We start from the raw sequence: 15,064 nt of genomic DNA, 5'->3' as shown, positions 1-15,064 counted from the left end.
GGGGGCGATTATAGCGACAATCTTGTTCTCATTTCTTTAACGCTATCAACCTTTAACAACAAAAGTCATAACAGTTGTGACGAAAAAATAGCGAACAGAAATAAAAAAGCGGCCAAGTGATCGCTTTTTTCATTGAGTTTTTTATCTGTAAGGTAGTTATAAAACTAAAGCAATAGAGATAATTAAAGGAGGCCGCGTGCTTTTAGAATGGCGGTTTTGAAATCATCTTCTTGGTCTTTTTTTAGGCCTGGGATCATTTCATCTTTTCCGCTGTTGCGCATTTTTAGATGGTAGATAAGAACATCGTCAGTCAGTTCTTCAAGCTTGCCTTGATAGCCCGCTTCTTTTGATAGCTTAATGATGAACTCTAATAGGTTAAGCTCTTGATCTTTCTGCCACTCAGGCTCCATCAGTTCAAGCAGTTCTTCAATGCGGTGACACTTCATACTTTATTTCTCCACAAATTTTATAATGATTTATGGGTAAAGTATCAAATTGAATCGGGAATACCAATGTGTAAACACATTTCAAGATGGGACTGGATAATAAAAAAGCGCAGTAAAAACTGCGCTTTTTGTTAAGCGGCTTTAATCACTTTTGTTGTAGTCGGTGCTAATAAAGCAGTCTTCTCAACTAGAGTCATTGTTGGAGCCATTTTTTTTGCCGTTGGAGCAGCAGCAAAGCCACTACGACGACGCATCGCACTGCGGTTGGTCTGCGAGAACCTGACAGCTGTTGGGCGCATTAAGTTACCTAACGGTCAGGCATATCCATTGCCAATCTAATGGCCTGATTTACCATGAGATCCGCCTCAATTGCTTGAAGAGTCACTCGTCTGGCTTTCGCCAATCCGAATAATAAATCAGGATAATGATATGCATGCATATCAGAGCCTAGACTATCACTATCTAAGTTATCGATCGACGCCTGTGTGATAAATAGACAATATTAGAGCTAAAATAGTGTGAGCAGTATATTTGAGTTTGAACCTCTTTCAGGCTTAAGATGATGTTTTAAAGGAGGTGCATATGTCGTTCTTAAAGAAAACGTTAGCAAGTTTTGGTATTGGGTCTGCCAAGGTGGATTCTGTATTGCAGCAGGAAGTGCTTTATCCAGGGCAAAAGGCGAGCATTATTGTGCATGTGTATGGTGGCGCTCAGCCACAGGAGATAGACAATATTGATCTTAGCTTATGCTGCCGTTACGTTAAAGAGGTCACCATGAACTCGCAAAAGCAAGAAGGTGGTCATAAACGCCGAATGCACCATACGTACTCGTTGGCCAAATGGAGCCTGCCGTATGCCTTTGTTATTCAGCCGGGTGAAACCCGTGACTTTGAATGTGAGTTTGATGTACCGCTTAATACACCGGTCACGATTGGTGATTCAAAGGTGTGGCTGGAAACCGGGCTCGATATTGCGATGGCGATTGACCCATCGGATAAAGACACCTTAACGGTTCGCCCAGATGCACTCCTTGATGGCATTTTTAACGAACTTGAAGCTCATGGGCTGCGCATTCGCCAAGTGGAGTGTGAAGCGGTAGAAGGCTTTGAATTGCCTTTTGTTCAAGAGTTCGAGTTTGTTCCGACGACGGGTCCTTATCATGGTCGTTGGCGTGAGCTTGAAGTGGTTGCTCATCGTGGTGACTCCGAGCTTAAGTTGTGGTTTGAGATAGACCGCAATCGCGACGGTGCCAAAGGCATGTTGGCGAGTTTATTAGGAGTGGGCCAGCTACAGCGTCAATTGAGTGTGCCATTGGATACCTCACCGGAAGAAGCCGGCAAGATGGTGCTTGAGTATTTAGATAGCGCCTCTTAGTCAGCTCTTTGGTTCTTTAGCTATAGAGAGCCAACCCTCATCACACAGTTTAGGCGTTATTAATGTCATAAAAGATGTCATAAAAATTTAAGCTTACACGTGTAAGCTTAATGTGCAATACTAGGCAAATCGAACATTTACTCTAGTAGGATAGTCATGTCTGCATCATCGGTGAGCGAATACTGTGACATCGAAGAACGTGCCAATGCAATAACTCATGGTCTGGGGGTTGTGCTTGGCGTGGTTGGTCTGATCTTGCTCCTGATTCGTGCGTTTGATTACCAAGCCGACATGTTGACGGTTGCCAGTATGGCAATCTATGGCAGCAGCATTATCCTGCTATTTCTTGCTTCCACGCTTTATCACTCGATCACCACAGAAAAAACCAAGCGTTTATTAAAAACCCTCGATCACTGTGCAATTTACTTACTCATCGCAGGTAGTTACACCCCGTTTTTATTGGTTGGCTTAAGAACCCCATTAGCGATGGGCTTGATGGCGGTTATCTGGGGAATTGCGCTGGTGGGTATCATCATGAAGATTGCTTTCGTCTACCGATTTAAGCGTCTATCGCTGTTCATTTACTTAGCGATGGGTTGGTTGTCGTTGATTGTGGTGTATCAACTGGCGATGAATATCGAGATGGGTGGTTTGGTGTTATTGGCGCTCGGCGGCGTGATCTACTCGTTGGGTGTTATTTTCTATGTGGCCAAACGCATCCCTTACAACCACGCCATCTGGCACTTGTTTGTTTTGGCGGGCTGCGCTTGCCATTTCTTCGCTATCTATCTGTATGTGACTCCGGTTTAGCGAGCCAGTACCTCGGTAATCTCAGCTTTGATCTGATATTCAGGGTGTTGTTCTAGGTCGAGCTTGATTAGCTCACCTTCTTCCCCCGTCTTTGGTCGCAGGTATGTGTCGGCCATTCGTTTGATTGATTTCCACACAGCAACCTCTTCTTCTGCCAACAACTCACCTTGTGCAGTAAACACGCTGATGTTAAGTGATACCAAAATGACCGCTTGAGTGCCTTGGTTAGTGATGGCTGTCGGAATGATAAGCTCACCATCTTCATAGCGACTGGCACCCAGTACAACATCCACTCCTGATTGAGAGAGCTGTAAGCTTGGCTTCTTACTATTAACCACAATCGTAGTGCCACGCGTGTTCGTTGCAACAGGTACGGCTACGACAGGGGCTGCTGCAATAGGCGCTGCTGAAACAGGCACTGCGATCTCTGATGTTGTCGCTGCTGCTTCCGTTTGCTTCGGTGCCACGTATTGCCAAGTAAAATCATCTTTGAGTAACACTTGTTTGCCATCAGGCAATGTGACCATTTGCTCAGCAAAGGCAGAACTTACGAATACTGAGTTTGCGAGCAATGCGCCAGCGAGAAGTGCGTATGATTTCATCTGTGTTTCCTTGATTTTGTGCTTGGTTAACGTCGCCAAAAGGCTGGGAAAAATAGAACAATGAGCGTCAATATCTCAAGTCGCCCCATCAGCATTCCTAAGCTTAGCAACCATTTAGCGGCGTCGGGCAGTGGAGCAAAGTTCCCGGTTGGACCGATCACGCTGCCCATGCCTGGACCAACGTTGGCAACGGCTGTGATAGCGCCAGATATACTGGTCACAGGATCAAGCCCCATGGCGCTCAAGCCGCCTGCAATTAAGATAATCGTAATAAAGAACATCAAACCAAATGCCACGAGTGAACGCACAATGTCGTCATTTACGGGGCGTTGGTTGTAGCGTTGAACAAATACCCCCGATGGGTGGATCAGCTTCATCATTTGTTTGTGAAGCATAGTCATCGCGATCTGGAAGCGGAAGATTTTAATACCACCTGAGGTCGATCCCGAGCAGGCTCCCGCCATCATTAGGAAGGCAAACAGTGTGGTTGGCAGTGCTCCCCAAGCAGTGAAGTCTTCTAAGCCAAAACCGGTTGTGGTGACGACTGATACAATATTGAACATTGAGACACGCATTGCATCCAATACCGTGTAGCCATCTCTCATGACCAACCATGTGGAGATCACGGCACTGGCAACCAAGAATAGGTAAGCGAAACCTCTTACTTGAGCATCTTTATAGATCGGTGCGAGTTTTCTACTGCGCAGCGCACTGACAAAGAGTAGGAAAGGCAGACCACCAAGAAACATGAACGCCGTTCCTACCCAATGGGCGCTGTTAGAGAAGTGGTTCATTGAGCCATCGGAAGTCGAGTAACCGCCAGTCGAGAGTGTTGTGAATGCGTGATTGATGGCATCAAAGACGCTCATGCCAGCAAACAAGTAACTCACTAAGCACAAGCCTGTCAGTACCAGATAAACCGCCACGATGTTCTTCGCGACCGTTTTTGCTCGTGGGCTACTTTTATCTGACCAATCGGATGATTCGGTTTGGAACAGGCGCATACCACCGACGTTGAGCATTGGTAGAACCGCTACCGCCATAACGATGAAGCCGATACCACCTAACCATTGCAGTATAGAACGCCACAACAGAATGCTTGGTGCCATGCTGTCTAAGCCGCTTAATACGGTTGAGCCTGTCGTGGTGATACCCGACATGGTTTCGAAGTAGGCGTCAGTGAAGCTGATGTGGTTGATGAAGACAAACGGCAGTGCAGCAAAGGCACTGGCTATCGTCCATACCAGAGAGGTGATCAGGAACATGTCCCGCACCCCAAGTCGGAACTTAGCTGAACGGCCCAAACTCAAGCAGATGAACGCGACTATGTGCGTGATCACTACCGACTGACCAAACTCGAGGAAGCCACCGGTGCCTGTGAAAAAGGCAACCAATGTAGGGATGTACATGAAAAGGGCGAGTTTTGATAACACTAACCCTATCACTAATAATATCGGACGAAAGTTGACCATAGCTTAATAGACCATCGCTTTGAGCCGGAGCGTCGTTCTCACAAGAAGAAAGTTGCGAGAACAAGCTTACGAGAACAAGGCTATAAGAAGAACGGGCTCGGTTGGAATAGAGACTCAACATCTGGTACGTATTTCTTGTCCACTAGGAACATCACTACGTGGTCATCCTGTTCGATTACGGTTCTATCGTGCGCGATAAGTACTTCTTCTCCGCGAACAATCGCACCAATAGTGGTGCCCGGTGGTAGTTTAATGTCGCCAATCGCTCGGCCAACCACTTTAGATGTGGTTTCGTCGCCGTGAGCAATGGCTTCGATCGCTTCAGCAGCGCCGCGACGTAGAGAGGATACGTTGACAATATCAGCACGACGAACGTGAGTAAGCAGCGCAGAAATGGTCGCTTGTTGTGGAGAGATAGCAATATCAATCACACCACCCTGAACAAGGTCTACGTAAGCACCACGCTGAATCAGTACCATTACTTTCTTGGCACCCATTCGCTTAGCCAGCATTGCTGACATGATGTTGGTTTCATCTTCATTGGTTAGGGCAATGAACACGTCCACCTGATCGATGTTCTCTTCTGTTAGCAGCTCTTGGTCTGCTGCATCGCCACAGAATACAATGGTGTTTTCTAACTCTTCAGATAGCTTCTCCGCTCGTGTGGGACTGCGTTCTATCAGCTTGATGCTGTAGCTTTGCTCAAGGCGTTTTGCCAAACTTGCGCCAATGTTACCACCACCGACAATCATGATGCGGCGGTAAGGCTTTTCTAGGCGCTGTAGTTCACTCATTACTGAGCGAATATGATTACTTGCCGCGACGAAGAAAACCTCATCATCGGCTTCGATGATGGTGGTGCCTTGTGGACGAATAGGGCGACCTTGTCGGAAAATAGCGGCAACACGAGTATCGATGTGCGGCATGTGTTCACGCAAAGCAGAAAGTGCATTACCGACCAGTGGGCCACCGTAGTAAGCTTTTACTGCTACTAGGCTAACTTTCTGTTCAGCAAAGCTCACAACCTGCAGTGCACCTGGGTATTGAATTAGGCGCTCGATGTAGCTGGTCACTAGCTCTTCGGGGGCAATCAGGTGATCGACTGGGATAGCCCCTGATTTGAATAGCGCTTCTTTCTCTTCTAGGTATTGAGGAGAGCGGATACGGGCAATACGATTTGGCGTGTTGAACAGAGAGAAGGCAACCTGACATGCCGCCATGTTGGTTTCATCCATGTTGGTTACCGCAACCAACATGTCGGCATCTTGCGCACCCGCTTCACGTAATGTTCTTGGGTGGCTGGCATAACCGTTTACAACCCGAAGGTCGTATTTATCCTGAAGTTCACGTAGTCGGTTAGCGTTACGATCGACAATGGTGATGTCGTTGTTTTCGCCAACTAGGTTTTCAGCAAGGGTACCGCCAACTTGTCCAGCACCTAGGATAATGATCTTCATAGCCTTTCTCTTATTTTTGCCGTTGTAATTCTAATGATCTCATTTTGCTTCGATAATGCACTAGAAAGAAACAGCGGCTAAGAATCCAATTCTTAGCCGCTGTTAGTGTTATGCCTGTTTTACTAGAACTGCATAGTAGAAGCCATCCATATCTTCTTCTCCAGGCAGTATTTGACGACCCGGGTTTTCGATATCAGAGCCAACCAGCGTTGCGTTCTCGGTACGCTCTAAGAATGCTTTCACTTGCAGCACGTTTTCTTGCGGCGTGATAGAACATGTCGCATAAACCATGGTGCCGCCTTCTTTGAGCTGGCGCCACATTGCATCCAAAATCTCACTTTGCAGTTCCGCTAGCGCATCAATATCAGAGGCACGACGTAGCCACTTGATGTCAGGATGACGGCGAATTACCCCCGTCGCTGAACATGGAGCATCAAGTAGGATGCGGTCGAACTGGCTGCCTGTCCACCACTCTTCAGGATAGCGAGCATCACCACAGATCACGTCGGCACGCAGTTGTAGGCGTTCAAGGTTATCGTAAACACGGTCTAGGCGTTTAATATCACTGTCAATCGCAACCACTTCAGTGTCTTGAGTATGTTCAAGAATGTGTGCAGTTTTACCGCCAGGAGCAGCACAGCAATCAAGGATTAGCTCACCATCTTTTGGTGTTAGGTAATCAACAGAAAGCTGAGCGGCAGCGTCTTGCACTGATACCCAGCCTCGGTCGAAACCAGGAAGCAAAGTAACATCACAAGGTGACGCTAATTTTATGGCATCAGCCGCTTCAGGGTGCAGTGTGTATTCAATGTTTTCGTTTTTAAGCAGTTCAACATACTCGTCACGAGTGTGGTGTTGGCGGTTTACGCGCAGCCACATTGGTGCCTTGCTGTTGTTTGCTTCAACTAATTGCTCCCACTGATCTGGGTAGCTTTCTTGAAGCATTTTTAGGATCCAGCTTGGATGGCTGTATTTGCCCGCATTGTGGCTAACGGCTTTCTCGTCTAGTTCTTCTTGATCGCGCAGATAGCTGCGAAGTACGGCATTGATCAAACCACTGAGGCTTGGGCCGCGTAGTGTTTTGGTTGCTTCAACTGTTTCAGCAACGGCGGCATGCGAAGGAATTCGCATAAAGCTCAACTGATAAATGCCTACTAAGATCAGGTGATGGAAGACGCGCTTTTTACCTTTAAGCGAGTTTTCCATCAGTTCGTTAGCGATTGACTCTAAGCGAGGCAGGTAACGAAGTGCGCCGTAGCAAATCTCTTGCAGTAGAGCATGGTCTCGCGGACGGATCGTTTTTTGAGCCGCAGGGAGAGCGTGTGAAAGAGAGTGGCCTTTATCGACAACTTGGAATAGGACATTTGCAGCAGCAGCGCGAACATTCATGAGGGGTACCGAATATTTATTTGAATACATGAGGGCATCTCTGCCCTCGTAAAGGTTTTCTAAACTGTGTTTTTACAAGCTACACATTTTTAAGTGCATATTGAGTAGCTTTAAAGCGGTTAAGAAAGTTGAGTACCAACTTCAAACCAGCTTGCACGTGAGTTCAATATGTCTTGAACTGACATGGCTTTTTTACCTGGAACTTGCAGTTGTTCAAGAACAAGTACGCCTTGCCCTGTCGCTACATAGATACCAGTTTTATCCGCTTGCAGAATGGTACCTGCAGGCTTATCAGAAGTTTGCTCTGCCACACGGCTTTGCCATACTTTAATGCTGTTCTCAGCAGCTTCAAAGTGGCTCATTGGCCATGGGTTGAAGGCACGAACGCAGCGCTCAATATGCGCAGCTTCATCACTCCAGTTGATACGAGCTTCTTCTTTGCTTAGCTTCTTCGCGTAGTTAGCAAGCTCATCGTCTTGCTTCTCTGCAACCGCTTTGCTAGAAGCGATGTCAGCTAAACACTCAACAAGAGCGTCAGGGCCAAGACCCGCTAACTTCTCGTACATTGATGCGCTGGTATCTGTCGCTTCGATAGGCAGCGTCGCTATACTTAGCATGTCGCCAGTATCTAGGCCGATATCCATCTGCATGATCGTTACGCCTGTCTCTTTATCACCCGCCCAGATAGAGCGTTGAATCGGAGCAGCACCACGCCAGCGCGGTAGGATAGAGCCATGTACGTTGATACAACCTAAGCGAGGCGTATCTAATACAACCTGCGGAAGCAATAAGCCGTAAGCGACAACAACCATGATGTCAGCGTTCAATTCAGCTAGCTCTTGCTTAGCCTCATCTGACTTGAAGTTTTCTGGTTGGTAAACCGGAATGTTATTTTCAAGTGCGATGTTTTTTACTGGGCTCGCAGTGAGTTTTTTACCGCGGCCTGCTGGGCGATCTGGCTGTGTGTAAACAGCAACAACTTCATGCTCCGAAGACAACAACGCCGCCAAGTGACGGGCGGCGAAATCCGGAGTACCTGCAAAGACAATTCTTAAAGACTGACGCAAGGTAGGCTTCCTTCTAATTTAGTAATAGCAGCGGTTATTAACCTTGTTTCTCGTTGAAACGCTTAATTTTCGCTAGCTTATCTTGGATACGTTTACGCTTTAGTGGCGATAGGTAATCAACAAACAACTTGCCTTCTAGGTGGTCAAGCTCGTGTTGAACACAAATAGCCAGAAGGTCGTCAGCGTCGAATGTGAATTCATTGCCTTCACGGTCTAATGCTTTAACTGTTACTTCTGCTGCGCGAGGTACTAGAGCTCGAGCGCCAGGTACAGATAGGCAGCCTTCTTCGATGCCGTCTTCGCCACGTTTGTCGGTAATTTCAGGGTTGATCAGAACCATAGGCTCGTCACGTGTTTCTGAAATATCGATAACAACGATGCGCTGGTGGAAATCTACTTGCGTTGCAGCAAGGCCGATACCTTCTTCGTCGTACATGGTTTCAATCATGTCATCAACGAACTTTTGAATCTCTGGGGTAACTTCTTTTACCGGTTTCGCCACGGTACGTAGACGATCATCTGGTAATGTTAATACTTGTAATACAGACATATACACTCGAAATATTGAACTGTGCCGAAACAGCTTAAACCTTGTTGGCTCAATTCTAGACATTTTAGAGGCCAAATGACAGCATCCTGAAGGTAATTCTCTAGTCAGATGTCATATATTGAGACCGAGGAACCTAGGTCATGCGTCATTTTTTACCCACTTTTTCTCTTATTTGTGCTTCGTTTTCGTTCGCCGCTACGGCTGAAAATAGTGAGCAACCTTTAACCATTAAACAAGGCGCACCCGAGGCGTATGTGGTGGTTAAGGGGGATACCTTATGGGATATCTCCGCGATGTATCTCGATAGCCCTTGGTTGTGGCCAAGGCTATGGCAGGTAAACCCTGAAATAGAAAACCCTCACCTTATTTATCCAGGAGATAAATTGTCTTTGGTTTGGATTAATGGTGAACCGGTATTGAGTCTTAAACCTGTTATCAAGTTGAGTCCTAAGATTCGCGTCTCTGAGAAGAAAGCGGTGCCTACCGTCAATGAGGGACTGGTTCTGCCGTATTTACAGTCTGATCGCTTGGTAGATCAGCAAGATATCGAATCGGCTCAACGAGTTCTAGGGACCAGTGATGGCAAGCGATTCCTGTCTGGCGAAGATAGGTTGTTCATCTCGGGGAACCAGCAACATCAAAAATGGGGTATCTACCGTTCTGTCGAAACGTACCAACGACAAAAACCTCAAGCGAGTATGACCTCTTTGCGTTTGGTCGCCACGGCGCGTTTGAAAGAGGTGGATGCTGAATATAGTAGCTTGCAGATAGAGACGCAGCTACAAGAGGTGTTGCTTAATGATCTTGTTCTGCCTGAGCTTGGTGTTGATCAAATGAAGCTTTCAACTACGTTTTATCCTGCGCCTAGTTATGCGGGTCAGTTTGCCAATATTTTAGGCTCGTTAGAGGGTAATCAATACAGCGCTAAGAATCAGGTTGTCGTTATTAATAAAGGCTCAAAGGATAACCTTCGTCAGGGAACTATGTTTACCCTCAGCGAAAGCGGAGCTATGGTGTTTGGTAAGCAAGGTGAATACAGCTATAACGAGTCTGTTGCAAGTAACAAAGTGCAGTTGCCAAGTACCTCGCTCGGTAGTTTGATGGTCATTCGCCCTTATGAGTATTTTAGTCTAGCCTTGATCACTCAGAGCACTAAACCAGTTAGCAATGAGATTCTAGCGGTATCCCCTTTGGATCTTGCTGTGGCTGAAGAGGGTTATTCTCAAGAGGTTAATATTGCCGAGTGAATGAGCAACAACTGAGCGCTTGGCTAACTCTGAGTTTTGTTCCGCAACTGGGAGGCAAGCGCCTTTCTCGCCTGCTGAGTATTGACTCTCCTTCCAATATTGTTGGTTACTCCAGCCAGCAGCTACAAGCTATTGGGTTGTCAGCTAAGCAAACCTCCTATTTAAGAGAGCAAGCCCCAAGAGAAGTGGAGGCTTGCTTAGTATGGCAAGCAAGGCAGCCTAATCATCACATCATTACCCCAAATTGCCCTCATTACCCTAAACTGCTGAATGAGACCGCCTCTGCGCCAAGCGTGCTTTTCGTTAAAGGTCACGTTGAAAAACTGATTGAGCCTCAAATCGCTATGGTCGGCAGTCGCAATGCCAGTATCGAAGGGCTGCAAACCGCGAAGTCTTTCGCCAAAGAGTTCGTTCAAAACGGTTTGATTGTCACCAGTGGCTTAGCGCTCGGTATTGATGGTTATGCTCATGATGGTGCTCTAGATAAAGGAGGGGAAACTTTTGCTGTGTTGGGATCAGGCTTGGGCTCCATTTACCCTGCACGTCACCGAAATCTAGCGGATAGAATTTGTGAGAATGGCGCGCTGATCTCAGAATTCCGCCCAAGCGCTAAACCTCGACCTGAACATTTCCCTCGGCGTAACCGTATTATAAGTGGGTTGTCTTTGGGGACTCTCGTTGTTGAGGCTGCTGAGAAAAGCGGTTCTTTGATTACAGCTCGCTATGCTATGGAGCAAGGCCGAGAAGTGTTTGCGCTTCCTGGCTCAATTCATAGCCCAACCAGCCGCGGAGGCAATAGCTTAATCAAAACTGGCGCATGTTTGGTACAGAGCGCTCAAGATGTTCTGATTGAAATAAAGAGTCTGTTAGACTGGTCTATAGAGCAGCAGCCCAGCTTATTCGAACTTACGCCGAATGAGGATGAAAATGAACAATTGCCATTTCCACAGCTGTTAGCTAACGTAGGGTTAGAAGCGACACCCGTTGATATTTTGGCACAGAGAACCCATATACCTGTGCATGAGGTCATGATGCAGCTTTTGGAGCTTGAGCTCTCAGGGCATGTTGTTGCAGTTTCCGGTGGCTATATTCGAAAGGGGAGAGGCTAAGCTATGATGATGGACATACTGATGTACTTGTTTGAAACCTACATCCATAGCGATTCTGAATTGCAGGTGGATCAAGATGAGCTGGAAGATGAGCTTATTCGAGCAGGGTTTCGCCAAGATGATATTTATAAGGCCCTCCATTGGTTAGAAGATCTTGCGGCATTGCAAGATACCGAGAACCAAGCGGCGATTAGTGTGTGCTCCAATACCTCGATGCGTATTTATACCAGTCGAGAGATTTCACGTATTAATATGGAGTGTCGAGGTTTCTTACTGTTCCTTGAACAGATCAACGTGCTCACGACAGAAATTCGTGAAATGGTGATTGATCGTGTTATGGGGCTTGAGACCAACGAATTTGAATTGGATGATCTGAAATGGATTATCTTAATGGTGCTATTTAATGTGCCGGGTAATGAAAGTGCTTACACGCAAATGGAAGAGCTGTTGTACACCAAAGAGCAAGGTATCTTGCATTAATACAGGCTTGTCATGAGTAGTAAGATTGATAATCAGCTTTTTTCAGCACATGAACATGCGTTAGAGCATGAACCATGTCCACAGTGTGGTGGGGAGCTTCAGCTTCGCCATGGTAAGCACGGCCCATTTTTAGGCTGTAAGCAGTATCCGAGCTGTGGTTACATCAAGCCTCTTCATCAAAATGATGGTCATGTGGTGAAAGAGCTGGGCGTGCCGTGTCCTAAATGCCAAAACGAATTGGTATTAAGGCAAGGTCGCTTTGGGATGTTCATTGGTTGTAGTAGTTACCCAACGTGTAATCACATCGAATCTTTGGACCAACCAAAAGAACAACCTGAAGAGCAGCCACTTGTAGCCTGCCCTGAGTGTAGTCGAGGCCATTTGGTTGAGCGTAAATCTCGCTACGGCAAAACCTTCTATGCGTGCGATAACTACCCTAAGTGTAAGTTTGCCGTTAATCAGCCACCTGTTATAGGTCGTTGTGAACAGTGCCAGTTCCCGCTGTTGCTGGAAAAGAGAACGGCCAGTGGCACTAAGAAGCAATGTGCTGATCGCAAGTGTCATCACATTCAATCTCAGTAGTAATACCAATCACAGTAAGTGAATGATCAGAAATAAAAAACGGCGCTCAATGAGCGCCGTTTCTACATCCAATGAACTTTTTATATCAATAAGCCAATGTAGGCTTATTTCATCTGCTCAGCAAACTCATGCACAGCAGGGTAAGCTTGCTTATCAAGAATGTCTGCCAGTGAGCACAACGCTCTTTGCAGCTCTGCGTTGTAGTCAGCGCTCACGTTAATGTGGCCCATCTTTCGACCCGCACGCTTCTCTTTGCCATACCAATGAACATGACAGCCATCTTGAGCCAGAATATCTTCAGGTAGGGTATCTTCACCAAGAATGTTGATCATTGCGGTTGGGCGAATCAGTTTGGTGCTGCCTAGTGGCATACCACATACGGCACGTAGGTGGTTCTCAAACTGACAAGTCTCTGCGCCTTGTTGCGTCCAGTGGCCAGAGTTATGAACACGTGGTGCAATCTCATTAACCAGCAGTGAACCTTGAACATCAAAGAACTCAAGTGCAAGCACGCCAATGTAGTCCAAACGTTCTGCAACTGCGGTGAACATGGTTTTCGCTTGCTCTTGCAGTTCAATGTCATCAATGGCTGTTGATAAGCTCAACACGCCATCGGTGTGAACATTCTCAGCCAGTGGATACACTTGAATCTCGCCATTGGTACCACGAGCACCAACCAGTGATACTTCGCGGTCAAACGGAACAAACTCTTCAGCCACAATGGCTTGGTTGTTGGTTGCGGCAATGCACTCGGCCATTTCTGTCCAAGTCGCGTCAACATTGTCTAATGTCTTTAAGCGCCATTGACCTTTGCCATCGTAGCCGCCAAGTGTGCTCTTCAAGACCATTGGCAAGCCTACGTGAGCAATCGCAGCGTCAAAGTCTTCGCGAGAGTTAATCACGTAGTATTTGGCATTTTTCACATTTGCTTCGTCTAACAGTGCTTTTTCAAGGCGACGATCACCGCCAGCTTTGATTGCTTCTGTTGTCGGTAAGAACTTACCACTGCGTTCACACACCTCAAGTACATCGTGAGGGATATGTTCGAATTCAGCAGTAATGACGTCCGCACGCTCAATCGCGGTGTCTAAGCCGTTGCCTAGAATCGCTTGCGTTAATGGGTGAACAATATTTTTGCTGCCAACATCAAAAGCAGAAATTTCAATATTCAGCGGTGCCCCCGCTAGGGACATCATGCGAGCAAGTTGGCCCGCGCCTAACACAAGAACATGCATGGGAATTAGTCCTCTGCAGGGTTTGGATTAGCCAGAACCGTTTCTGTTTGCTCAGAGCGGAACGCTTCGACTTTCGCCATCACTTCTTCATTGTGTGTACCAATGATTTGAGCTGCTAGTATACCTGCATTGGCAGCGCCAGCTTCACCGATAGCCAAAGTACCTACTGCGATACCTTTTGGCATCTGCACGATAGAAAGCAGCGAGTCCATGCCCTTCAGTGCTTTAGACTGAACGGGAACACCCAAAACAGGTACGCTTGTGAAAGCAGCAGCCATACCTGGAAGGTGTGCAGCGCCGCCAGCACCTGCAATAATCACTTTAATACCGCGCTCTTTCGCACTGGTTGCGTAGTCTGCAAGCAACTGAGGTGTGCGGTGAGCAGAAACCACTTTTGTTTCGTACGCCACGCCAAACTGATCCAACATTTCTGCAGCTAGCTTCATTGTTGGCCAATCAGATTTAGAACCCATGATAATACCGACAGTCATCTCAAACTCCTTCAGGTACGATTTAATTAGTGATTAGATATTTTGCGCGCATTATACGGGGAAAATTGCTTAAGGAAAACGTTTGCGTAAGTCTAAGTTGTTAATTGATACATTTTATAAACAAATAGCTTTAGTCACAGTGAATGATAATTTGTACACTTAGCGAGTTCGATAACAGAATTAATGAGGCAACCCTTGGATAACTTTCAACATACTTTGCAGGCATTACAACAAGGTGAAGTCATTGCTTACCCGACCGAAGGCGTTTTTGGGGTCGGTTGTGATCCCGATAATCCACAAGCCATTAAGAAATTGCTCGATTTAAAACAGCGGCCGATGGAGAAAGGGTTGATCCTAATTGCTGCGAGTTACGAGCAGTTGCTGCCCTATATTGACGAAAGCCAGTTGACGGAAGCGCAGTTAGCGACCGTAAAAGCAACATGGCCAGGACCTGTGACTTGGATAATGCCAACCAGCAGTAAAGTGACGGACTGGGTCAGTGGCCAATTTGAATCCATCGCGGTGCGAGTGACTGATCACCCTTTAGTTCAAAGAATGTGTAATGAATTCGGTAAGCCGTTAACCTCGACCAGTGCTAACCTGACAGGTGAACCGCCTTGTATGACGACTGAAGAAGTTCAACAGCAACTGGGTCAACATTTGGTGGCTATTTTAGAAGGTCAAACGGGTGGTCGTGAGAAGCCAAGCGAAATTAGAGATGCAAAAACGTCGAAAATATTAAGACAGGGTTAA

17 protein-coding genes are annotated in these 15,064 nt (G+C 46.7%); 7 read left to right on the top strand and 10 right to left on the bottom strand.

The features are described from left to right. Positions 1-182: 182 nt before the first annotated feature. Together OCV24_RS14150 and OCV24_RS14145 are read right to left on the bottom strand one after the other, a co-directional pair. Complete coding sequence (locus OCV24_RS14150; RefSeq protein WP_017055435.1) at positions 183-446, bottom strand: YihD family protein; 264 nt, start codon at positions 444-446, stop codon at positions 183-185. 131 nt (positions 447-577) lie between these two features. Beyond that, positions 578-745 (bottom strand): hypothetical protein, encoded by a 168-nt coding sequence (locus OCV24_RS14145; RefSeq protein ID WP_017055434.1) that lies wholly within the window; start codon positions 743-745, stop codon positions 578-580. Positions 746-1,028: 283 nt separating this feature from the next. Here OCV24_RS14145 and OCV24_RS14140 point away from each other — a divergent pair, with 283 nt between their 5' ends. Together OCV24_RS14140 and trhA are read left to right on the top strand one after the other, a co-directional pair. Then, complete coding sequence (locus OCV24_RS14140; protein ID WP_077681030.1) at positions 1,029-1,820, top strand: sporulation protein; 792 nt, start codon at positions 1,029-1,031, stop codon at positions 1,818-1,820. A gap of 156 nt (positions 1,821-1,976) precedes the next feature. Beyond that, positions 1,977-2,630, top strand: a complete 654-nt coding sequence (gene trhA / locus OCV24_RS14135; RefSeq protein WP_136998751.1) for a PAQR family membrane homeostasis protein TrhA — start codon at positions 1,977-1,979, stop codon at positions 2,628-2,630. On the opposite strand, the gene OCV24_RS14130 is transcribed toward trhA, so the two are convergent. The 6 genes from OCV24_RS14130 to def all read right to left on the bottom strand — a co-directional run bounded on the left by OCV24_RS14130 (position 2,627) and on the right by def (position 9,167). Beyond that, positions 2,627-3,232, bottom strand: coding sequence for a DUF3157 family protein (locus tag OCV24_RS14130; protein ID WP_150879243.1), 606 nt, complete (start codon positions 3,230-3,232; stop codon positions 2,627-2,629). The two genes, trhA and OCV24_RS14130, sit on opposite strands and share 4 nt — an antisense overlap. Positions 3,233-3,258: 26 nt before the next feature. Then, positions 3,259-4,704 carry a TrkH family potassium uptake protein gene (locus tag OCV24_RS14125; protein WP_150879244.1) on the bottom strand — a complete coding sequence of 482 codons (1,446 nt, stop codon included), beginning with the start codon at positions 4,702-4,704 and terminating at the stop codon, positions 3,259-3,261. Between the two features lie 80 nt (positions 4,705-4,784). Next, entirely contained in the window at positions 4,785-6,161 is a 1,377-nt protein-coding gene (trkA, locus tag OCV24_RS14120; protein WP_017055428.1) for a Trk system potassium transporter TrkA, read from the bottom strand. A gap of 108 nt (positions 6,162-6,269) precedes the next feature. Then, positions 6,270-7,550 carry a 16S rRNA (cytosine(967)-C(5))-methyltransferase RsmB gene (gene rsmB, locus OCV24_RS14115; RefSeq protein WP_150879250.1) on the bottom strand — a complete coding sequence of 427 codons (1,281 nt, stop codon included), beginning with the start codon at positions 7,548-7,550 and terminating at the stop codon, positions 6,270-6,272. A gap of 119 nt (positions 7,551-7,669) precedes the next feature. Beyond that, on the bottom strand, positions 7,670-8,617 hold the full coding sequence (gene fmt / locus OCV24_RS14110; protein WP_150879245.1) for a methionyl-tRNA formyltransferase: 948 nt from the start codon (positions 8,615-8,617) through the stop codon (positions 7,670-7,672). Between the two features lie 37 nt (positions 8,618-8,654). Next, positions 8,655-9,167 carry a peptide deformylase gene (gene def, locus OCV24_RS14105; RefSeq protein ID WP_004735769.1) on the bottom strand — a complete coding sequence of 171 codons (513 nt, stop codon included), beginning with the start codon at positions 9,165-9,167 and terminating at the stop codon, positions 8,655-8,657. A 140-nt stretch (positions 9,168-9,307) separates the two neighbouring features. Here def and OCV24_RS14100 point away from each other — a divergent pair, with 140 nt between their 5' ends. Genes OCV24_RS14100 through OCV24_RS14085 form a run of 4 tightly spaced genes read left to right on the top strand, consistent with a single transcriptional unit; the run spans position 9,308 to position 12,585 of the window. Then, the gene (locus OCV24_RS14100) at positions 9,308-10,414 is read left to right on the top strand and encodes a LysM peptidoglycan-binding domain-containing protein (RefSeq protein ID WP_150879247.1); all 1,107 of its coding nucleotides are present in this window, start codon (positions 9,308-9,310) and stop codon (positions 10,412-10,414) included. Next, positions 10,411-11,523 carry a DNA-processing protein DprA gene (gene dprA / locus OCV24_RS14095; protein ID WP_150879248.1) on the top strand — a complete coding sequence of 371 codons (1,113 nt, stop codon included), beginning with the start codon at positions 10,411-10,413 and terminating at the stop codon, positions 11,521-11,523. Before OCV24_RS14100 ends, dprA begins: the two co-directional genes overlap by 4 nt. Before the next feature lie 3 nt (positions 11,524-11,526). Further along, positions 11,527-12,003 (top strand): DUF494 family protein, encoded by a 477-nt coding sequence (locus OCV24_RS14090; RefSeq protein WP_077681026.1) that lies wholly within the window; start codon positions 11,527-11,529, stop codon positions 12,001-12,003. A gap of 12 nt (positions 12,004-12,015) precedes the next feature. Next, entirely contained in the window at positions 12,016-12,585 is a 570-nt protein-coding gene (locus OCV24_RS14085; RefSeq protein ID WP_146443526.1) for a DNA topoisomerase family protein, read from the top strand. Positions 12,586-12,689: 104 nt separating this feature from the next. Here OCV24_RS14085 and OCV24_RS14080 read toward each other — a convergent pair whose 3' ends face one another. After that, on the bottom strand, positions 12,690-13,820 hold the full coding sequence (locus OCV24_RS14080) for a 5-(carboxyamino)imidazole ribonucleotide synthase (protein ID WP_150879249.1): 1,131 nt from the start codon (positions 13,818-13,820) through the stop codon (positions 12,690-12,692). 5 nt (positions 13,821-13,825) lie between these two features. Then, positions 13,826-14,311: a 5-(carboxyamino)imidazole ribonucleotide mutase gene (gene purE / locus OCV24_RS14075; protein ID WP_004735777.1), complete on the bottom strand. Its 486-nt coding sequence runs from the start codon at positions 14,309-14,311 to the stop codon at positions 13,826-13,828. Positions 14,312-14,506: 195 nt separating this feature from the next. Here purE and OCV24_RS14070 point away from each other — a divergent pair, with 195 nt between their 5' ends. After that, positions 14,507-15,064, top strand: a complete 558-nt coding sequence (locus tag OCV24_RS14070) for an L-threonylcarbamoyladenylate synthase (protein WP_004735778.1) — start codon at positions 14,507-14,509, stop codon at positions 15,062-15,064.

It is taken from the genome of Vibrio kanaloae (assembly GCF_024347535.1).
GTDB classification, from domain to species: domain Bacteria; phylum Pseudomonadota; class Gammaproteobacteria; order Enterobacterales; family Vibrionaceae; genus Vibrio; species Vibrio kanaloae.
The sequence above is the reverse complement of the archived record's forward strand: the minus strand, read 5'-3'. Positions and strand labels throughout refer to the sequence as shown.